This window comes from Psychrobacter sp. UBA6291 (assembly GCF_002439405.1).
Classification (GTDB): Bacteria; Pseudomonadota; Gammaproteobacteria; order Pseudomonadales; family Moraxellaceae; genus Psychrobacter; species Psychrobacter faecalis.
In genome coordinates this window covers 120,903-142,010 of record NZ_DJUD01000022.1, presented here as the reverse complement: position 1 = coordinate 142,010, position 21,108 = coordinate 120,903, and the positions used below count along the sequence as shown (strand labels likewise).

The window sequence follows — 21,108 nt, the reverse complement described above, 5'->3', positions numbered from 1 at the left end:
TTATTATCTAAAATAAGTATTGACAGCCCTATAAAACCTCTCTATAATATGCGTTCTAGATTGATGCGGGGTGGAGCAGTCTGGTAGCTCGTCGGGCTCATAACCCGAAGGTCGTTGGTTCAAATCCAGCCCCCGCTACCACTTTTTATACTGATGTTTTGTACACTAAATTTGTCAGTAACGATTAGCCCACCATTATGTTTGTGGGTTTTTTTGTATCTGATGGTCGGTGTTATCGCGATATCTGTCCTACTTATGCTAAGCTCTAACTCTATAGAGTACGATGCTATTCGTTATCCATCGTCATTCGCCGCGATGCTTGTTAAGCGCACTATCCTTTATTTCTCATACCTTTACCGATAGTTCTGCTTTATACATAATAAAAGCATTGTCTGGTTGAGCTTGATGTTTTCTAGGCTCATCCTTATATAAAAGCACGAGTTATAAAACATCTTATTTATATAGTGACGCGTTTAAGCGTTAAGAATAATGTAGGTTTATAAGTTAAGGCGCGAATTGTCTTAATTTGACGGCAGCCAGTTTTTGTAAAAGTTAATTATTAACAATAAATATTGTTATCGATAAACAACAAAGTGCTATCAATACAAGCTTTACGATATAAAATACAGTTTGCTTAGTACGATAGTTACGTGGATAAGAAAAGATAAATAGATTATGAAGCTTTCGACAAAAGTTACAGAACTGACCAATATTATTGCCCCTGCGGTAGCGGCTTGTGATGTGGCGCTGTGGGGTATTGAGTTTGCGCCTCAAGGTCGTCGCTCGTTGTTACGCATTTATATTGAAGCATTGCCAGAAGACCAAGCCCAAGATAAGCAAGTGACCATCGAGGACTGTGCCGCGGTAAATCATCAAGTGAGCGGTATTCTTGAGGTTCATGACCCGATTGCTGGCGAATATATTTTAGAAGTATCGTCGCCAGGTTTTGATCGTGCCTTTTTCTCAGATGAGCAAATGCGTGATTATGTCGGTCAAACCGTCAGCTTGCGTTTGATTCAAGCGATTGGTGAAGGCGATAAAAAACGCCGCAAAGCAACTGGTACTTTAGACAGTATTGATGATACTTCTTTAAAGCTAACCGCCACTGATGGTGAGCAGTTTGAGATTGCATTAAGCAATATTGACAAAGCCAACTTGATTTATGAAGATGCTTAGTTTAAAAACAGTAGCTTGATAAATGAATATTTTAATCTCCAAACAGCCTTTGGCTTATGGTGAAAATATAACGTCAACACATTAACGATAAAGTTTAAGTCAATTATAAAACGATAGGACAGGTATAGCATGAGTCGTGAAATCTTAACGGTAGTAGAAACTGTCAGTAATGAAAAGGGCTTAAATCCTGAAGACATCTTTGAAGCAATCGAAGATGCTTTGGTGGTATCCACGAAGAAAAAAGTCTATACCGATCAGCCAGAAGTAGCGGTACGGGTTGCTATTGACCGTGCGACGGGCGATTATGATACTTATCGTTATTGGACAGTAGTTGCAGATGAAGACCATGAGATGCCTGCGTGTCAGCTAGCAATTACCGATCTTGACCAAGACGAATGGTCAATTGGTGATATCAAAGAAGAGCAGATTGAATCGATTGAATTTGGTCGTATTGCTGCGACGCAAGCCAAGCAAGTTATCATTCAAAAAATTCGTGAAGCGGAGCGCAATTTAGTAGCCGACGCATTTGAGCCACGTATTGGCGAGATGATGTATGGCGAAGTTAAAAAACAAACGCGCGATGGTTATATCATTGATTTAGGTGACAACGCTGAAGGCTATTTGTCACGTGATCAGATGCTACCTCGTGAACAATTGCGCCCAAAATCTCGTATCAATGCCATTTTGTACCATGTTAACCGCGAAAACCGCGGCGCTCAATTGTTACTATCACGCACGCACCCTGAAATGCTCTCAGCATTGATGCAAAAAGAAGTGCCTGAAATTGCTGAACAAATTATTGAAATTCGTAATGTCGCGCGTTTGCCGGGTACGCGTGCTAAAATAGCGGTTAAAACCAACGATCATCGTATTGATCCCGTTGGCGCTTGTATTGGTATGCGTGGTACGCGTATCCAAGCGGTACAACAAGAGCTTGATGGCGAACGTATTGATGTGGTGGTGTGGTCAGATGACCCAGCCCAATTTATCATCAGTGCGCTAGAGCCAGCGGACGTCAGCAGTATCATCTTAGATGAAGACACGCAAACGGCGGATATTATCTTTAGCACCAATGATCAATTGGCGCGGGCGATTGGCTCACAAGGTCAAAACGTGCGTTTAGCCTCTGAATTAACCGGCTATAAGCTCAATATGATGTTAGAGGAAGAGTACCAGCAACGTCAAGAAAACGAAAGTAAGGCCTTTATCGAATTATTTTATGAGCGCTTAGAGGTCGATAAAGATCTTGCCCAAGCGCTGGTTGATATTGGTTTTACCAGTATTGAAGAAGTCGCTTATGTACCAGTCGAAACTTTCTATGATATCGAAGGCCTAGACGATGAAGCGATTGACATGATTCAAGAGCGTGCCAAAGAAGTGGTGATCGCCGATGAATTGGTCAAACAACAAAACATGAAAGAGCCAAGTCAAGAGCTACAAGATCTTGAAGGAATGACGGTCAGTTGGGCTTATAAAATGGCACAAAAAGACATCATTACCGTGGATGACTTGGCAGAACAAGCCGTCTTCGATCTAGAAGATATCGAAGGTTTAGACTCTGAAACCGCAGGAAAACTCATCATGAAAGCTCGGGAATCTTGGTTCAATGAATAAGCGGTAACTGCATATCGCTGTCTTTTAGTGATATGCTATCGATAATAAGGGCTGGTATGACGTAACCCAATCAAATGCATTACAAATACTAGCCTTAACCCAATCATTTGTAGCCAACAACTGAATTGAACATATAGCAAATAATAGACAGTAGGTGATAATAAATGGCAGATAAGACCGTCAAAGAACTGGCAGATATGGTAGGCAAAACTGCAAGTGCTGTACAACAGCAACTGGTAGATGCTGGACTGCCTGCTCGCGCAGAGGATGACCTAGTCACCGAGCTTGAGCAAGAGAAGTTGGTGACGTATTTAAAGCAAAGTCATGGCCAGCAAGAAAAGCGACGTATTAGCCTGAAATCTAAGACGACCAGCACCGCACGCGTGACCGGCTCTTCAGGTAAATCTAAGAGCGTTAATGTAGAAGTGCGCAAAAAGAAAGTGTTCGAGAAGCCTGATCCAGAAAAGATGGCGGAAGAATTGGCAGCGCGCGAACAAGCCATGATTGAAGCACAAGAGCGTGCAACTAAAGAAGCAGAAGAGCGTGCCGCTACTAAGAAAAAGGCGGAAGAACGTCAAGCGGCTACGTTGGCAGCGATGCGTGCAAGCTTAGGTTCGAGCAAAAAGTCAGACGATAAGAATGACGATATCTCAACCTCAGTGGTTGTGAAAAAAGGCGGTAAAGCGGCGGTAGAAGTTAAACCGAAAGAGCAGCCGAAGAAAAAAGTTGCCGCCACGAAACCAAAAGTTGAGACCGCAGCAGAGCGTAAAGCTCGCGAAGCTCGTGAAGTCGAGGAAGCGCGTCTGCGTGAAATCGAAGCAGAAACTCGCCGTGCGCAAGCCGAAGAAGCGCAAAAGCGTACGCTTGAGCAAATGCGTAAAATGGCTGGTAAATATACCGATCAGCCGGCTACTGAAGTGCGTAAAGATGAGCCATTAGCCGAAGGTTTGGTCGGTGATGCGCTAGAAGAATCGTTTGAAAAAGAACGTCGCGAAATCAAGCGCGGCACCAGTAGCACCAGTGCTCGCGGTCGTGGTCGCCGTAAGAATCAAGACGAGCGTGAAATCAAAAACCGTAAAAACGGTTTACGCTCAACGCAAGCCTCACAGCATAAGTTTGAAAAACCAGTCGATAAAATCGTTTACGATGTTGAGATCAGTGAACACATTACGGTTTCTGATTTGGCACAGCGTATGGCGGTTAAAGCTCGCGAAGTGACCAAATTGCTCATGAAAATGGGTGAAATCGCACGCGAGTCCGACACTATTGATCAAGCAACAGCTAGTCTGATTGTTGAAGAAATGGGTCACAACCCAGTACCGGTTAGTGATACCAAGGTCGAAGATGATCTACAAGATGCGGTAGATGAGCGTAGCAGTAACGTGCAAACGCGTCCACCAGTTGTGACTATCATGGGTCACGTTGACCACGGTAAAACCTCATTACTCGATAAAATTCGCACAACGAAAGTTGCTACCGGTGAAGCTGGCGGTATTACTCAGCATATCGGTGCTTACCATGTGAAAACCGATCGCGGTGTTATTACTTTCCTTGATACTCCAGGTCACGCCGCCTTTAGCGCCATGCGTTCACGCGGTGCACAGGCAACGGATATCGTTGTCATTGTTGTGGCTGCCGATGATGGTATGATGCCACAAACCGAAGAAGCGATTGATCATGCGCGCGCTGCTGGTACGCCTATCATCGTTGCTATCAACAAAATGGATAAGCCAAGCGCCGATCCTGATCGCGTACTTAATGAACTCACTGCTAAAGAAGTGGTTTCAGAAGAATGGGGCGGTGATACCCCAATGGCGCGTATCTCAGCCAAAACGGGTGACGGTATTGATGAGCTATTAGAGCTTATCAGTCTACAAGCTGAGCTAATGGAGCTAGAAGCACCGTTAGACGGTGCTGCTCAAGGTGTTGTTATTGAATCACGACTTGAAAAAGGTCGCGGTCCAGTTGTCAGTGTCCTAGTTAAAAAAGGTACCTTAAAACAGGGCGACTTAGTATTAGCAGGTGAGCATTACGGTAAGGTTCGTGCCATGACCGATGAAAATGGTCAACGAATCAAATCTGCTGGTCCGTCTATCCCTGTAGAGATATTAGGTTTACCTGAAACACCTGCTGCTGGTAGCGAGTTCTTAGTCTTAACCGATGAGAAAAAAGCCCGTGAAGTGGCAGATTTCAGAACCAACCGTGAGCGCGAGCGCCAGCTTGAACGTCAAAATGCGATGCGCTTAGAGAGCATGTTTGATCAGATGGAACAAGGCGATGTGTCATTCTTAAATATCGTCTTAAAAACTGACGTGCGTGGTTCGCTTGAAGCGTTACTTGCGGCTTTAAATGAGTTATCGACGGATGAAGTTAAAGTTCGAGTGATTAGCTCAGGCGTTGGTCCAATTTCTGAATCTGATGTGACATTGGCTGAATCGAGCGAAGCGGTATTATTAGGCTTTAACGTCCGTGCAGACGCAACCGCACGCCGTAAAGCGGACGCTGCTAAAATGGATATCCGCTATTACAGCGTTATTTATGGCTTGATTGATGATGTCAAAGCGGCAATGAGTGGTATGCTAGCGCCAGAACATCGTGAGAAAATCTTGGGTGTTGCTGAGGTTCGCGAAGTATTCCGTTCTAGTAAGTTTGGTGCTGCTGCCGGTTGTATGGTGGTTGAAGGAACGATTTATCGCAACAAACCTATCCGCGTCTTGCGTGATGACCAAGTTATCTTTACGGGTCAATTGCAATCATTACGTCGTTATAAAGAAGACGTTAATGAAGTACGTACCGGTATGGAGTGTGGTCTAGCGGTTCGTGGTTACGACGTCGAAGCGGGCGATAAAATCGAAGTCTTTGAAATCCAAGAATTCGCTCGTACTATCTAAAGCAGTCGTTTGACAATTCTTAATATTCAGCTGTACTTAGGCCTAACAGGTACACCCTGCTAGGCCTTTTTTAGCAAATGCTAGTCCTAAAATTTGTTACTAAGCAAACCTACTCATCAATAAAAAATAAGCTACATTAAAGTAAGGTAATAACATGAATCAACGTTTACAACGCTTGGCTGATCAGATTCAGCGTGAGCTTGCGGTCCTTATCCGTGATGAAGTCAATGACCCGCGTTTGACGGGCTTTGTCACTATCTCTAGCGTTAAAGTCAGCCCAGACTTGGGTTACGCAGATATTTACGTCACCATCATGGAGCCTGAGCTTAACGATGCGATGACCAAATCTAGCCATGAAGACAGCATCAAGGTCCTCAATAAAGCGGCGGGTTTTTTGCGTACCGAATTAAGCCACAGTCTAAAAACGCGTACCACACCGCGTTTACGCTTTCATTATGATGAAGTGACGGCGCGTGGCAACTATATGATGGATCTTATCAATAAGGCTGTGACCAAAACTGAGCAAAACGAGTCTGATGAGCAAGAAATTAACGAGTAATAGCTATTATGTCGACCGCCTCTACTAACACCTCTACGCTAGCCGCTGCAAAAACGCTTAAAACGCCTGAGAAAATCAAAGTCTCGGGCGTAATATTAGTGGATAAGCCGCAAGGTATGACCTCGCAACAAGTAGTGTCAAAGGTGAAATACCTGTTTAAATCACCCAACCATGACAGTAAAAAAGCTGGTCATACAGGCACACTCGATCCGATGGCAACGGGTTTATTGCCCATTTGCTTAGGTGAGGCCACTAAGTTTAGTCACTATCAACTCGATGCCGATAAAACTTATCAAGCAACCATTCTTTTGGGTAGTCAAACCGATACGGGTGATGCCGACGGGCAGATTGTTGCTGAAGCACTTATTCCACAGTTTGATCATGCCATATTAGAAAACATTGCTCAGCAATTTTTAGGGCCACAGCAGCAAATTCCTCCGATGTATTCGGCGCTAAAAAAAGATGGCAAAAAATTGTATGAATATGCGCGAGCAGGTATTGAGATTGAGCGGCCCGCAAGAGATATTGTCATTAAAGCCATTGATTTAACCGCAATCGATGCGCAACAAATTCAGTTGACAGTGACTTGCTCGAAAGGTACATACGTACGAGTATTGGCAGAAGATATCGCTAAAACCCTTGGCACGCTAGGGCATCTCACCGCTTTACGGCGCCTAAAGGTTGGTAGTTTTAAGATTGATAATGCGATTGGTTTGGCCAATCTAGAAGCGTTGTCGCTTGAGAGTCGCCTAACCCACCTATTACCCGTTGATGCTTGTATCACCCTTGATACTGAGCTTACCTTAACCACAGAGCAGTGCGCCCGTGTTCATATGGGACAGCGCCTAAATGTCACCGAGCAGCTGACGGACGATATACGAAGCTATATTACAACGGCTATCGAACAACAGCATTATGAAAATGACGGTGACAAAGAAGATAGTGAAACCTTATTACCTCATGAAATGCCCGTAGATATTCGTCTTATAGATGAGCAAGGGCAGTTTATAGGTTTAGGAGCGGTAAGCCTAAACGGGCGCTTACAGCCCAAAAAGCTTATCCAGTTGTAGCGTTAATGCTTAAATAAGCGGTAGTAGCCATAACTGAAATTGGGTAAAACTTACTAAGAGTTTACACTAATCACATATCATCACATTTTATTGCAGGTTTCACCTATAGTGAAACCTGCTTTTTTTGTACCTTAGTTAAGTCAGCTACGGAAAGTGTGACAAGGATATAAAAAATATAAGGAAATAAAAATCATAAAAATGGGATTTTATTAAATATTAGAATTATAAAAAAGCAGTATAAATAAAAATAAAAAGACATTAACTAATATAAAAAGTATCTGAGATTAATAATAAAAAATGTATTTTAAAAATACTCATACCTAAAGTTGAAATCTAAAGTATAAGGATTATTATGAAAACCATTGCTTTCTTATTACATAATAACTTCGAACAAGCTGAATATGAAGAAGTTAACAACCAATTAAAAGATAAAGGTTATAAAACAGTCCTCATTACGACCAATAAAGACAAAGAAGTCCAAGGCATGCAGCAGGACGTCAATAAGGGTGATACCTTCACTGCAGATATATTTGCTAAAGACGCTAACGTTGCTGATTATGAGGCACTGGTTTTGCCAGGTGGCACGGTGAATGCCGATACCATACGCGGTAACGAAGAAGCGCACAGTATTATTAATGCTATTAACGATGCAGGTAAACCATTAGCGGTCATTTGCCACGCGCCTTGGGTATTAATCAATACAGGCATTGCTAAAGGTAAAACCTTAACAGCTTATCACTCGTTACAGACCGATTTAGAAAATGCGGGCGCAAATTTCGTCGATAAAAGCGTGCAAGTGGATGGTAATTTAATTACCTCACGTAATCCAGATGATATTAACGATTTTGTCGCTGCTATTGATAAAGCGCTATCTTAGATTAATAAGCCAATTAAATTTTATAGATTAACCTAAAAGAAGCAGCTACTATTTATTAACGCTTTATTTATATTGATTTTACGAAATTACCATAACTTTAAAATCATAACTACAGAAAAGGAAATTATTATGTCAAATCCTAATCCGAACGATACCAAGCTTGAGCAACAACGTTCAGAATCAGCGACTGCTGCCCTAAAGGGTCAAACAGAAGATAATCATACGCAAGATACTGAAGCGGCTGCAGACCGTATTGCTGATAATTTAAAAAATGCTAAAGAAGAAAAATAGTTAACTCCGTAATTTATTGAATCTGCTGATTATTAATAAGATAGTTAGTAAAAATATACAAAAATAATGATAACTGGGAGTATTTATGACTGACTCAAAAGGCAACATGGACGCGCAAGAGAAAAAAATTAAACAACAAGCCGAAGATATCAATCCTAAAAAAGATAATATTCCAGATAGTTTAGCGGAAGCAACGACGGCTCCTATTGAAGATAATGAGCTTGGCGGTAATGCTACGCAGGACGACGTTAAGAAGGATAAATAGTTGCTGAAACGTTAGTCTTATAAATTTAGACCTTAATCAATTTTTCTCTGCAAAAATTGTAAAACTACTATAAAAACTGCTGCTAGTTCAGCAGTTTTTTGTTATAATCGCTGTCACGTTTAATTTTCGCTTTATTCTTAACTAAACGTTCTAATTGATAAGTTTGTCGTACACTAGGTCAACTCTAGTAATGCAGGGTTGTCCTGAATGACGGTTAAACTTTTTATTTTTATTCTATTGTGCCTAGATGCTTTAAATTGAAAGTATCTTAGTACATTTAGCATTGCCGGAGAGATTTATGCTAACCAATTCTGATCGTGAACAAATCATTGCTCAATACCAACGTGGCGAAAACGACACTGGTTCTCCAGAAGTTCAAGTAGCACTATTGAGTGCTCGTATCAACGATTTACAGAACCATTTTAAAGAGCACAAAGCGGACCATCATAGCCGTCGTGGTCTTATCCGTATGGTTAACACGCGCCGTAAACTGCTTGACTACTTAAAAGGTAAAGACCTTGGTCGTTATACCACCCTTATTAGCCAATTAGGTCTACGTCGTTAATTTGGCGACAATAGTACGAGTGGTCGCTAATATAGAATATGCCAGAATGTGGCAAGATTTTAGATTTTTTGCTAAGCCACTTGGTATTTGCTTGCTAAGCTCGATAAAATAGATTTTCTCTAAAGACGGTGTGGAATAGTTTCACGCCGTTTTTTTATGCGTATTTATATGAGTTTGACTGTTAAAAAATTATGCCTTAGCGGCATACGTTTAATGTGACAAACTCCTATTTTAACCGACTTTTTTATACTGAAATGCTCATAACGGTAATGCGCAAACAGACAGTTTGGCATTTCATTGGTCAATGGCTATAAATCACTGTAAAATAATGCCTTATGAGTTTGAGAGTAGTATTCGCGCTCGATTAATTATTTATAAGGTTTATCGTGATGAGTATTATTTATCAAACAGTGGCTAGCAAAGCAGATTTTAGTCAGCAAATAACGTGAAATCGTTATTTAAATAAATGTATCAAATAAATAGGTAACAAAATTGCTCTAATCGACCCAGTTTCCAATTATGTTAACGTCAATTAGTAGCCAATCACGAGTAACCAGTTACCAAGAATTTTTAATGACAGATATCAGCTTTTTATGATGCTGATATCCCTTTCGTCAGTCAATATTAGGAAAATTATATGACAATGTTTAATACCATTAAGCGTGAATTCCAGTACGGCGACCAGCAGGTCGTTATTGAAACGGGTCGTATCGCGCGTCAAGCAAACTCTATTTTGGTTCACATGGGCGGCGTGACTGTCCTAGTAGCGGCAGTAGTAAAGTCGGATGCTAAAGAAGGGCAAAACTTCTTCCCATTGACCGTCAACTATCAAGAAAAAATGTATGCAGCCGGTAAAATCCCTGGTGCTTATGGTAAACGTGAAGGCCGCGCAAGCGAAAATGAAACCTTAACGTCGCGTTTGATTGACCGTCCTATTCGTCCGCTATTCCCTGAAGGCTACGTGAACGAAATTCAAATTACGGCGACGGTTGTCTCGTCTGATAAAACTCAGTCGGCAGATATCGCGGCACTCATCGGTGCTTCAGCAGCGCTGGCTATTTCTGATGCCCCATTCAATGGCCCGGTAGCAGCAGCGCGTGTTGGCTTTATCAATGGCGAATATGTTCTTAACCCAACGCTTGAGCAGCTCAAAAACAGCGACCTTGACTTGGTGGTTGCGGGTACCAAATCTGCAGTATTGATGGTTGAATCAGAAGCGAAAGAATTGTCTGAAGACCAAATGCTAGGTGCGGTTTTATACGGTCATCAGCAGCAGCAAATCGTCATTGATAATATCGCGTCATTGGCAGAAGAGGTTGGTACCGCTAAGCAGCAATATACCGCGCCTGTTCGCGATCAAGCGTTAGAAACCAGCATGAAAGAGCAGTTTGGTGAGCAAGTGGCTGATGCTTATACTATTACCAATAAGCAAGAGCGCTACAGCAAACTTGACGAAATCAAACAAGCGATCATCGAAGCATTGGCAGGTGACGCCGAAGCAGAAACGTATAACGATACGGTATCTGAATTAAAAGAGATTTATGAAGAGTTAAAATACCGCACCGTTCGTGACAATATCTTGTCAGGTAAGCCGCGTATCGATGGCCGTGATCTTGAAACCGTTCGTGCGCTAGATGTACAAGTAGGCGTATTGCCATATACCCATGGTTCAGCACTATTTACCCGCGGTGAAACACAAGCATTGGTAACCACCACGCTTGGTAACACCCGTGATGTAAACATGATTGATTCATTGGCTGGTACGATTCGTGACCATTTCATGTTGCATTACAACTTCCCACATTTCTCAGTTGGTGAAACCGGCCGTGAAGGTGTGCCAAAACGTCGTGAAATCGGTCATGGTCGCCTAGCGCGCCGCGGTGTTGAAGCGATGCTACCAGATAGTGAACGCTTCCCGTATGTGATTCGTGTGGTATCTGAAATCACCGAATCAAATGGTTCATCTTCAATGGCTTCGGTTTGCGGCGCAAGCTTGGCATTGATGGACGCTGGCGTTCCATTGAAAGCACCAGTTGCGGGTATCGCAATGGGTCTGGTAAAAGAAGGCGAGCGCTTTGCGGTATTGTCTGACATCCTAGGTGATGAAGATCATCTTGGCGATATGGACTTTAAAGTAGCAGGCACAAAAGATGGTATCACCGCGCTACAGATGGATATTAAAATCGAAGGTATTACCCCAGACATTATGGAGCAAGCGCTTAAGCAAGCCCATGCTGGCCGTATTCATATCCTAGAAGCGATGAATAAAGTACTGCCTGCAAGCCGTACAGAAATCAACGCTCATGCGCCTAACTATGCGGTCATCGAAATCAACCCAGAAAAAATCCGCGATGTGATTGGTAAAGGTGGCGCAACGATTCGTCAGCTAACCGAAGAAACTGGCGCAGTTATTGATATCGATGATGCTGGTACGATTCGTATTTTTGGTGAAAACAAAGCAGCAACCAAAGCGGCTATCGGCAAAATTGAAGCCATTACCGCAGAAGTAGAAGTTGGTAAAACTTATCAAGGTACGGTTGCGCGTATCGTTGACTTCGGTGCTTTCGTTAACGTCTTGCCAAACACCGATGGCCTCGTACATATCTCGCAAATCGCCGATGAGCGCGTAGAAAATGTTTCTGACTATCTAAAAGAAGGTCAAACCGTCAGCGTATTAGTACAAGACGTTGATAACCGTGGTCGTATTAAGCTGACCATGAAAGGTATCGAGCAAAGCTAATTCGCGTTTTTTGAATTAGTTAGATAAAAAAAACCGCTTTGGTTGCTGATATTAGCAAACAAGGCGGTTTTTTTATGTCTTCAAAAAGGTGAGGATAGGGAGAAAATGATTTATATGCTGATATCTTTAGGAAGGTGGATATCGATACGCAGCTTTGGTAAATCTTGCAAATGCTGGTTGATGAGCGGCAAGATATCGCTATGCCAGTCTAAAGCAATAGACGTTGTCATTTCAGCGTTATCAGCAATATTATTTTGAGCAGAATTTTTTTGCGAATAATGAGCAATAAGCGGGCGCGCTAGCAAGGCAATCCTACGTATACCTTGATAACGGATAAGCGGGATAAGTTGCTGTTGTAAATCGACTAGAGCTGCGCTTAGCCAACTTACCCTCGGTGAATGATAGGGATGATCCGATATCACGAGGTTGGCAATATAACTTGGTTGGCTACCGTTGCTACTGACGCCAAGCCCAGCTTGCTCACGTGCGCGTTTATGCATCAAACAGCTACCAACCATTAGGCTACCCTCGCGGCAGGCACGAAAGTAGCGTTGGTAATTGTCCGGATACAGGTTTTTGCTGCGCGTAAGGATAGGGTCTAACAGAATACCGGCGTTATTCACTGGCAATACCAGCAATTGGGCGCTGCTATTTAAAATAGGGGCGTGAGTAAGTTGTAGACTTGCCATTTATCTATCTGCCCCTTTGTGAAATGAATATTATTCTACTCTGTTTTTCGCGCTTTCAGCAGCTTCTAATTGGGCAATTTGCTCCTCCAGGAGGGCGATTTGCTCTTCTTTCATCTCCGTCAGCTGCTTATTCATTGCCAACTGTTCCGCTGCCAGCTTCTCTTGTTCTGCTAAGCGCTGACGCTCATCTTCTAAGAGATCTATTTCTTCTTTCGCTAAACTGTCATTTTCTGGCAAGGGCGCATTTAAAATAGCGTCGGGATCAGGGATCTGGCTGTTTGTAATTGCCGAGTCATCACTCTCTAAAGTTAGCTGGCTGTCATCTGATATATTGTCATTACTATCTAATGACGGGATATTTGCTTGCTCAGCACTATCTTGCTCAATAGACTCGGCAGTAGGTGGTGTGCTTTCGATCGGCGGCTTTTCAGCGTCTGGCGAATTGTTTTTCCAAACCAAATAACCAATCAATAAGGCCGCCAATATAATAATTGGCCACCATTTTTGACGCGAATTGGCAAATTTTTTCTGCCCTGACTTAGTCGATAAAGGACGTAGACGTTTTTTTTTCATACGATGGTCGATTTCTGGCAAAAATATAAGTAGCCATACTATAACAAACTCAAAATAAAAAGCCCATCTATTGCTAGACAGGCTTTGTGCTATTAAAAATTAACGTTAACTATCAAATATGACTCTTATGGCTTGAATTTGACTGTACCACTGGTACCTGTAGACATGGCATCACGAGCAATCTGATCTTCTAAATGGTTTTTAGCACTGATAGTGTCAGGATCGGGGCGGTGCTCTGTATGTCCGCATTTAGTACATTCGATGTATTCGTCAGGTTCGGGTGTGACGATATTTACTTGCATCACTGCATCCATCGCCTGACATTTAGGGCAGCTAACGCCTGCTAAAAACCGGCGTTTTGGTGCTGACGATTGATAACGCATTTAGATGACCTCGCGCGTCGTTTGAACATTGGTTATAGCAGTGGTAGCAGCATCACTTTTAGCAACGTCATTTTTAGCATTGTCAAAACCACTATGCCGTAGTAAAGCATCGATACTGGCACTGCGACCGCGGAAGTTCTCAAAGTTGGTCTTAGCAGGGAAACTACCACCGACCGATAAAATAGTCTCGCGGAATTCTTTGCCCGTCGTTGGGTTAAAGATACCTTCTTCTTCAAACTTACTAAACGCATCGGCAGATAAAAGCTCCGCCCATTTATATGAGTAATAACCGGCGGCATAACCCCCAGCAAAGATATGGCTAAAGCCATTAGCAAAACGGTTATAATCCGGTGTCTGCATAATCGCAATATCATCGCGCACGGCGTTTAGCGTCGCCAAGATACCTTCATAATTAAGGGCTGGTGTGTGCGCATGAATCAATAAATCAAAAAGCGCAAACTCGATTTGACGTAAGGTTTGCATGCCGCTTTGGAAGTTTTTGACCGCTAGTAGGGCGGCAAGTTTGTCTTTTGGCAAGGGTTCGCCGCTTTCAACATGGCTACTTATTAAAGCAATCCCTTCGGCATCCCACGCCCAGTTTTCCATAAATTGACTGGGCAATTCGACTGCGTCCCACTCAACGCCATTGACACCAGCGACATCACTAACGGTGACTTGGGTGAGTAAATGGTGCAAACCGTGACCGAATTCGTGAAACAAGGTGAGTACTTCATCGTGAGTCAATAGGCTTGGTTTGCCATCGAGGGCAGGAGTGAAGTTGCCGACCATAAAGCAAACCGGTAGCTGCTGATGGTCTTGCTCCGCATAGGTATAACGTGATTGAAAACCGCTCATCCACGCGCCGCCGCGTTTGCCGCTACGAGCAAATAAGTCAAAGTAAAAGCCACCAAGCAAGTGATCATCGGCGTCAAATAATTGATAAAAATGTACGTCATCGTGCCAGCGCGACACAGACTCACTGTGCTCTTGTACCTTGATACCGTATAAGCGCTCAACGATCGTAAATAATCCGCTAATCACTTTCGGTAGTGGGAAATAAGGACGTATCTCCTCTTGCGATAAACTAAACTCGCTCTGTTTTACTTTTTCGGCAATATAAGCGCTGTCCCATGGCTGCAAGTCATTAATACCATAAGCCTGCGCATACTTTTGCAACTGCGCTAAGTCTTGCTTAGCGGCTGGGGTTGCTTGCGCGGCTAAATCGCGTAAAAAGGTTTCAACCTCTACAACGCTATCTGCCATTTTGGTCGACAGTGACACTTCTGCATAGTTATCAAAGCCTAATAACTTGGCCTTTTGCGCGCGTAATTGCAGAATTTGGCCCATGATATCGGCATTATTGAGCGCTTCACCTTTGGCATTGGTATGCGCATCAAACTCAGAGGCGCGGGTCACATAAGCATGGTACAGCGTCTCGCGTAGATTGCGATCATCGGCATGGGTCATGACGGCAAGATAAACAGGAATATTTAAGCTTGCCACATAATAAGGCGTCGGCAACGCATCAATTTGTGCTTGAGTGAGCGTACCGCTGGCAAGCTCACGCGCTTTATACTGTTCACCTGCGTCCGCTAATAGCGCCAAACCACTCTCAGTTAACCCTGCTAATTGGCCTTGTTCAAGCGGTAAGGCATACGCCTGAGTAGCATCCAAGATATGGTCTGAGAACGTCGCTGATAAAGTCGACAATTCACTTTGAATAGCAGCAAAGGTTTCTTGTTCAGCTTTGGGTAGCGCAACGCCTGATAGCTCAAAGCTACGCAGCGCAAGCTCAATCGCTCGCGCCCGCGCAGGTTCTAGAGCAGCAAAGAAAGCCTGATCATTGACGATCGTTTGATAGCGACTAAATAGCGGCTGATGCTGACCAACACGCGTGCCATAAGCAGACAGCTTGGGCAACAATTCATGATGGACATGACGAATCTCATCGCTACTCATAACGCTATTAAGATGCGACAAAATCCCCCAACTACGATCTAACGCCAGGTTTATATGGTCAAAGCTCATCACCTCTGCCAATGCCTGCTCAGTGCTAAGATTGCTATCTGCCGACATCTCATCTAAAAAACGGTTGGCAGCATCGATAGCACTGATGACCTGGCTTTGTAAGGCATCAGGTGTGGTACTGGAAAAATCAACAAGGTGTAAATCTGGAGCAATAGAGTTCATAAAGAAAGGTATCCAATGTCTGTTAGTCAAGGTCTGTTAGTAATGAATAAATTATTATGATTTAGATAAAGTGCTATGAACGTTATTTAAAACGTAGTTTAAGACGTAATTTAAAGTAAAGGTTATCTAAAAGATGGGTATGACGCGGTTGAAATACAAGCCAGCGTTATAATTGGTTTTAGAGTGTTCATTTTACAAATGGGATTTTTAGAAATGTCCAATTGGATAATAACCTAGCGCTAATTATCGATATGACCGATAGTTAGCTAAGTTTCACTTACAAAGCGTCATCATTTACTTGCAAATTAACCCTACAGGGAGTGAGGACAAGTTGTTAGCATCTTAGTAATACAAGGACTTAATATAATAAATTAAATACAAGGCAGTTATTAAAAATAATTTTCAAATTCTAAGACAATTTTGCAATACCAACCAATCATAATAAGATAAGGAGCAGTATTTATGAAAGCAACTCTTAAAAGTCTACGTGAGACCAAAGCCAATCCAGCGGTCAGTATTTTTGTCAAAACCCACCGTGAGCATCCTGACAATCAAAAGGATCCTATCGCCCTAAAAAACCAATTAAAAGTCGTCGAAGAGCGCCTAAATAACGAGTACGACAAAAGTACCGCCACCTCTATTTTAGAAAATATCAAAAATAAAACCAGTGACCTAAATCACAACTATAACTTAGATACCTTAGCCATATTTGCTAGCACTGACGATGCTCAAATCGTCCGTATGCCTATTGATACCAAAGAGCGCGTGATCATCTCTGATAGATTTGCAACGCGTGATTTGGTGCGTGATATGGCCAGCGCCGTGCATTATTATACGGTAGTATTAACCCGTGATAAGGCGCGCTTGATTGAAGCGTCTAACGACCGTGTGGTCAAGGAGTTTGATCAAGATACTGATGCACAAAACAATATGGAAAATATTCCGTTTCCTGTAGAAAATAATGGTTTATATACAACGGGTGATGCAGGCTCTGATCGCTCAGCAAATAACGAGAGTAGCTATCTAAAAGAGTTCTTTAACCAAGTAGATAAGAGCGTACAAGAGCTATGGGGCGAGCATAAAATGCCTTTAGTCATCGTTGGGGATACCAAAAATATCGGTTATTATAAAGATGTTTGTGATCGTCCAGATAATATTATTGCTACCGTTTCAAATGCCACCAATTTGGAAGAAGGCAGCGCGCAGCATATCGTTGATAGCGTACAAGAAGCGGTTGAAAATTATCGCTCGTCATTACATCAAGCCGCTATGGGTGAAATTGACAAAGCGCGCGGTGCCAATATGCTGCAAACGGATTTACAAGAAGTGTACCGCAGCGCCTTCCAAGGGGTTGGCGAGACTTTATATGTTCGTCGCGGTTACATGCAACCGGCTATGATCGATGAAGCGGCGCAGACTTTAAGCATGGCTGATGATGCGACTGCCCAAGGCGTGACTGATGATGCGGTTGGTGAAATCATCGAACACGTCATTCATAACGGTGGCAAAGCCGTATTCATGCCGCAGGAGCTGATGGGTGAAGATCAGCCAATTGCTCTGGTAACGCGCTATTAATTGATAGCTGCTATTCGTTAATGAGTTAGCCATCGTTACGACTTAGGTATAATATGGGAGCATTGGTTCGATATGAATCAATGCTCTTTTTTATAATAACCTAGGTTCATGTTTATCTGATGACCGGTGTCATTTGATAAGTTTTTAATAAAACGCTGTTCACCCTTACGCTATCCATATTGAGTTTATAACTGATAAATTTATGACTAATACCACCTCTTTTGTTTTAACCAGCTACAACATTCATAAAGGCATGTCGCCGATGAATCGCCAAGTGAAGATACAGGGTATCGCCCAAGCGCTTGATATCATCGGCTCAGACATTCTTTGCCTGCAAGAAGTGCAGGGGCAAAACCTCAAGCGCAATATGCAATATAACGAATACCCCGACCAATCACAGCACGAATGGTTTGGTGAATATCTGCAACTGCAAAACAGCTATGGCAAAAACTCAGAGTATGAAAACGGTCATCATGGCAATGCGGTGTTGAGTCGCTTTCCGCTAGACCCAAAACATAACGTCAATATTACGGTGAATAAACTTGAGCAGCGCGGTGTCTTGCACTGTGAAGTGCAGCCGCTAGGGTGGGAGATGCCAGTGGTGGTGTTATGCGCCCATTTAAATCTCTTTGAGCGCGACCGCATCAAGCAGTACGAAGCCATCTCCAATTATGTGCGTAATGAGATTACTGCCGATCAGCCGCTGATTTTGGCGGGCGATTTTAACGACTGGAAAAAAATGTCTTGTGACAGGCTCGCTTCAAGCTTGGGGATGACCGAAGCTTTTAAACACTGTCATGGCAAATTGCTACCAACCTTTCCAGCAAAATTGCCTGTGCTCAGTCTAGACCGTATCTATGTGCGCAATCTAAGGGTAAAAGACGCGTGGGTACATACCGGTAAGCCTTGGTCAACACTATCGGATCATTTGCCGCTAAGTGCAGAATTAGCATTGTTATGAATTGCTGTTATCAGTTAATGGATAACAAGTAAGAAACTAACCAAAAAAGAGAAATTAGAATAATACAAGGATGAAAAATCATGTCTGATAAACACCTACCAACGACGCAGCACGCCGTACAGATACGCGAGTTTGGCGAACCTGAAGTCATGACATATCAAGACGGCGTGGCTATGCCTGCATTAAAGGATAACCAAGTATTAATACAAGTCGCTTATGCCGGTATCAATCCCGTCGATTATAAAACCCGTCAAGGTAAAGGCTGGGGCGCCGATGCGATTCAAAAAAATAACTTTGATAAAGGCGAGCCCGCTATTTTAGGCTTTGATGTTGCAGGGACGGTGGTCAAAAGTAATAGCGATAAATTTACCATTGGAGATGACGTCGCGGCCCTTAGTTTTGATGGCAGCTGCTACGCTGAATACGTGGCGGTCGATGCTGATTTACTGGCAAAAGTACCACAGGCGGTGACATTAGAGCAAGCAGGAGCATTGCCTTGTATCGGGCAAACGGCGTTACAGTTTGTAGAGTTTGCCGACATTAAAGACGGTGAACACGTGGTAATAAACGCGCCCGCGGGCGGCGTTGGACATTTAGCGATTCAGTTTTTACTGAAAAAGGTAGCGTCAGATACTATCAAAGTCACGCTTATTTGCTCACCAGAAAAATACGCCAAACTTGATAAATTGATAGATAAAAGCAAGTTGGAAGGTTGGATAGATTATACCAAAGACCAAGATTTTCCTGACTTACAAGCCGATGTACTGATGGACTTGGTCGGTGACGATGCCGGCGTGCGCGCTTTGAGCACACTCAAATCTGGTGGTCGCGTTAAAGTGTTACCGACCATTTGGGTTGATAAACTAAAAGATGCTGGTAGTAATAAAAACTTGAGCGTCGACGGCTACGCGGTAAAGCCAAATGGCGAAGATATGGCAAAGGTTTTACAAGATGTCGCTGATGGCACGCTAATTTTACAAATTCAGCAAACCTATCCATTGTCTGAAGTAGTTACTGCCCATCGCGAGCTAGAAAAAGGCGATACCTTTGGCAAGATTGTGCTCAAAGCAAGCTAAGGCAGAGTTGCTTAAATTAAGCCAAACCTGCTTAACCTAATATCATTTGCCTAAAGGTTAAGCTAATACGTCCCTCTAAAACTGTTTTTGTCTTAGTGACAGTATGCTTCCAATATTTTTGCGTCTCACCATGCATGACGATAAGCTGACCGGACTCAAGATAAAGCTCAACTTTATCTTGAGTTTTTTTATGCTTCAAGACAAACTTGCGCGTCGCTCCGAGTGACAAAGAGGCGATAATCGGCTGCTCGCCAAGCTCCCTCTCATCATCGGCATGATACCCCATACCATCGTCGCCAGTCGGATAGTAATTTAGCAAACAAGAATTAAAGTTGGCATTAACTCCGATTTTTAATAGTTGCCGCTCGATATGATGTTTCACATGAAACACCGAGTCTGTCCATGCAATGGCTTGCCGCCTGTGCCCAGAATATTGATAACTGGCAGCGCTGTCGCCCATCCATACTATTTGCCGAGTGGTGACGTGGGTCTTACCAAATAAAGTGACGATATCAGATTGCCAAGGCAGCGTCGTCAACAAGGCATAATATAGGGCACTTGGATAGTCAATCACGATTCCTAAATCATTTACCTTGCCATCATAAGGCAATAAATTATCGGTCGGTGCAGGGGCAAAAAGGTCGCTCATCGCTCATATTCCGTATATCCTACATTCCATATCGCTCGGCTTATTTATTGCTTTCATAATGTTCATTAATAATTTGCGCGCACAATTCAGGTGCTTCCATTGGCAAAAGATGACCGTAATCTGGCAAAGAGATAATGCTATCTGCGGGAACAAATCCTTGCCATTGTTTGCGTACTTTATCATTGATAAACAAAGTTGGTTTGCCGGTGATTAAGGTATAAGGGCAGCGCAGTTTTTTTAATGCTGCATCGATATGAGGCGCACCAAAATAATTGGCAAGCTCTTGCTCGGGGGCAAACATCAAGCTATAGCTGCCATTATTATTGGCCGTCAAACTTTGCTCAGCAAATACTTTTAAGTGCTCATCACTGATACGTTTATAAGCCCGTTGTGCGCGCAAATGCTCATAATAATCATCGATACTTGCCCATGTAACCTGCTTGGTTAGGGTGCTTTTAAAAGGTTCACGGCTTAGCAATATCTTGCGCGGTAGTAAGCTATAAAGCGTTGCTTGTTTTTTAGTAAAGGTGACAGGCTCGATAAGATATAACTGCGAGAATAAATCGGGGCGTTTCGCTGCTGCTATGGCGGTCGCTGTTGCGCCTTGCGAATGCCCGATCCCCACGATAGGGGCGTCTTGAGTTTTTTCCAAAAACTCAATCAGTAAATCGGCATCTTGCTCGCGGGTCAGACGCGGCGCTTGCGGTTTGTCATACCAATAACCACGTAGCGCTAGTGCCGATAAATCAAACTCTGTTGCGAGCTCATTTAACAATGGCGCATAAGTACCAACAGTAAAGCTGTTACCACCATAAAAATGAGCAGGCGGGCGTTTATGGTGGTTCGGTTTGTCTGCTTGATTTGCAGCTTGGTTCAACTGCTCTAAATCATAATAGCGCGCTTGCTTGCCACTGATATTAATACGTTTGGTAAAAGTTTCCATAAAAATCACACTTCCTTGTGG

At 43.1% G+C, this 21,108-nt stretch carries 19 protein-coding genes and 1 tRNA gene; 14 read left to right on the top strand and 6 right to left on the bottom strand.

The features are described from left to right. Nucleotides 1-64 precede the first annotated feature (64 nt). The 11 genes from B3R91_RS03240 to pnp all read left to right on the top strand — a co-directional run bounded on the left by B3R91_RS03240 (nucleotide 65) and on the right by pnp (nucleotide 12,048). Nucleotides 65-141, top strand: a tRNA-Met gene (locus B3R91_RS03240). A 534-nt stretch (nucleotides 142-675) separates the two neighbouring features. Further along, entirely contained in the window at nucleotides 676-1,176 is a 501-nt protein-coding gene (rimP, locus tag B3R91_RS03235) for a ribosome maturation factor RimP (protein ID WP_068407904.1), read from the top strand. Between the two features lie 129 nt (nucleotides 1,177-1,305). Continuing rightward, the gene (nusA, locus tag B3R91_RS03230; protein WP_068407903.1) at nucleotides 1,306-2,790 is read left to right on the top strand and encodes a transcription termination factor NusA; all 1,485 of its coding nucleotides are present in this window, start codon (nucleotides 1,306-1,308) and stop codon (nucleotides 2,788-2,790) included. A gap of 164 nt (nucleotides 2,791-2,954) precedes the next feature. Then, nucleotides 2,955-5,681 carry a translation initiation factor IF-2 gene (infB, locus tag B3R91_RS03225; RefSeq protein WP_068407901.1) on the top strand — a complete coding sequence of 909 codons (2,727 nt, stop codon included), beginning with the start codon at nucleotides 2,955-2,957 and terminating at the stop codon, nucleotides 5,679-5,681. 154 nt (nucleotides 5,682-5,835) lie between these two features. Further along, complete coding sequence (locus B3R91_RS03220) at nucleotides 5,836-6,240, top strand: ribosome-binding factor A (RefSeq protein ID WP_068407899.1); 405 nt, start codon at nucleotides 5,836-5,838, stop codon at nucleotides 6,238-6,240. Nucleotides 6,241-6,248: 8 nt separating this feature from the next. Continuing rightward, nucleotides 6,249-7,310 carry a tRNA pseudouridine(55) synthase TruB gene (gene truB, locus B3R91_RS03215; protein ID WP_068407896.1) on the top strand — a complete coding sequence of 354 codons (1,062 nt, stop codon included), beginning with the start codon at nucleotides 6,249-6,251 and terminating at the stop codon, nucleotides 7,308-7,310. A gap of 352 nt (nucleotides 7,311-7,662) precedes the next feature. Further along, nucleotides 7,663-8,187 carry a type 1 glutamine amidotransferase domain-containing protein gene (locus B3R91_RS03210; RefSeq protein ID WP_068407895.1) on the top strand — a complete coding sequence of 175 codons (525 nt, stop codon included), beginning with the start codon at nucleotides 7,663-7,665 and terminating at the stop codon, nucleotides 8,185-8,187. 129 nt (nucleotides 8,188-8,316) lie between these two features. Then, a complete protein-coding gene (locus B3R91_RS03205; protein WP_156508534.1) occupies nucleotides 8,317-8,478 on the top strand; it encodes a hypothetical protein in 162 nt (53 codons plus the stop codon). An 85-nt stretch (nucleotides 8,479-8,563) separates the two neighbouring features. Further along, complete coding sequence (locus tag B3R91_RS03200) at nucleotides 8,564-8,743, top strand: hypothetical protein (protein ID WP_286796468.1); 180 nt, start codon at nucleotides 8,564-8,566, stop codon at nucleotides 8,741-8,743. A gap of 298 nt (nucleotides 8,744-9,041) precedes the next feature. Then, on the top strand, nucleotides 9,042-9,308 hold the full coding sequence (rpsO, locus tag B3R91_RS03195) for a 30S ribosomal protein S15 (RefSeq protein WP_068407892.1): 267 nt from the start codon (nucleotides 9,042-9,044) through the stop codon (nucleotides 9,306-9,308). 637 nt (nucleotides 9,309-9,945) lie between these two features. Then, complete coding sequence (gene pnp / locus B3R91_RS03190) at nucleotides 9,946-12,048, top strand: polyribonucleotide nucleotidyltransferase (protein ID WP_286796467.1); 2,103 nt, start codon at nucleotides 9,946-9,948, stop codon at nucleotides 12,046-12,048. A gap of 110 nt (nucleotides 12,049-12,158) precedes the next feature. Here the strand turns inward: pnp and B3R91_RS03185 are convergent, their stop codons facing one another. The 4 genes from B3R91_RS03185 to B3R91_RS03170 all read right to left on the bottom strand — a co-directional run bounded on the left by B3R91_RS03185 (nucleotide 12,159) and on the right by B3R91_RS03170 (nucleotide 15,883). After that, entirely contained in the window at nucleotides 12,159-12,737 is a 579-nt protein-coding gene (locus tag B3R91_RS03185; protein WP_286796466.1) for a hypothetical protein, read from the bottom strand. Between the two features lie 30 nt (nucleotides 12,738-12,767). Further along, complete coding sequence (locus B3R91_RS03180) at nucleotides 12,768-13,310, bottom strand: hypothetical protein (RefSeq protein WP_286796465.1); 543 nt, start codon at nucleotides 13,308-13,310, stop codon at nucleotides 12,768-12,770. A gap of 125 nt (nucleotides 13,311-13,435) precedes the next feature. Then, the gene (locus B3R91_RS03175) at nucleotides 13,436-13,693 is read right to left on the bottom strand and encodes a YheV family putative metal-binding protein (protein ID WP_286796464.1); all 258 of its coding nucleotides are present in this window, start codon (nucleotides 13,691-13,693) and stop codon (nucleotides 13,436-13,438) included. After that, entirely contained in the window at nucleotides 13,694-15,883 is a 2,190-nt protein-coding gene (locus B3R91_RS03170) for a M3 family metallopeptidase (RefSeq protein ID WP_286796463.1), read from the bottom strand. A 462-nt stretch (nucleotides 15,884-16,345) separates the two neighbouring features. On the opposite strand from B3R91_RS03170, the gene B3R91_RS03165 reads away from it, so the two are divergent. The 3 genes from B3R91_RS03165 to B3R91_RS03155 all read left to right on the top strand — a co-directional run bounded on the left by B3R91_RS03165 (nucleotide 16,346) and on the right by B3R91_RS03155 (nucleotide 19,495). Further along, on the top strand, nucleotides 16,346-17,458 hold the full coding sequence (locus tag B3R91_RS03165) for a hypothetical protein (RefSeq protein WP_200663047.1): 1,113 nt from the start codon (nucleotides 16,346-16,348) through the stop codon (nucleotides 17,456-17,458). Nucleotides 17,459-17,660: 202 nt separating this feature from the next. Beyond that, entirely contained in the window at nucleotides 17,661-18,419 is a 759-nt protein-coding gene (locus tag B3R91_RS03160; RefSeq protein ID WP_286796462.1) for an endonuclease/exonuclease/phosphatase family protein, read from the top strand. 80 nt (nucleotides 18,420-18,499) lie between these two features. Continuing rightward, a complete protein-coding gene (locus B3R91_RS03155) occupies nucleotides 18,500-19,495 on the top strand; it encodes an NADP-dependent oxidoreductase (RefSeq protein ID WP_286796461.1) in 996 nt (331 codons plus the stop codon). A 31-nt stretch (nucleotides 19,496-19,526) separates the two neighbouring features. On the opposite strand, the gene B3R91_RS03150 is transcribed toward B3R91_RS03155, so the two are convergent. Beyond that, on the bottom strand, nucleotides 19,527-20,144 hold the full coding sequence (locus B3R91_RS03150) for an alpha-ketoglutarate-dependent dioxygenase AlkB family protein (protein WP_286796460.1): 618 nt from the start codon (nucleotides 20,142-20,144) through the stop codon (nucleotides 19,527-19,529). 40 nt (nucleotides 20,145-20,184) lie between these two features. Next, nucleotides 20,185-21,087 carry an alpha/beta fold hydrolase gene (locus tag B3R91_RS03145; protein WP_286796459.1) on the bottom strand — a complete coding sequence of 301 codons (903 nt, stop codon included), beginning with the start codon at nucleotides 21,085-21,087 and terminating at the stop codon, nucleotides 20,185-20,187. Nucleotides 21,088-21,108: the final 21 nt, after the last annotated feature.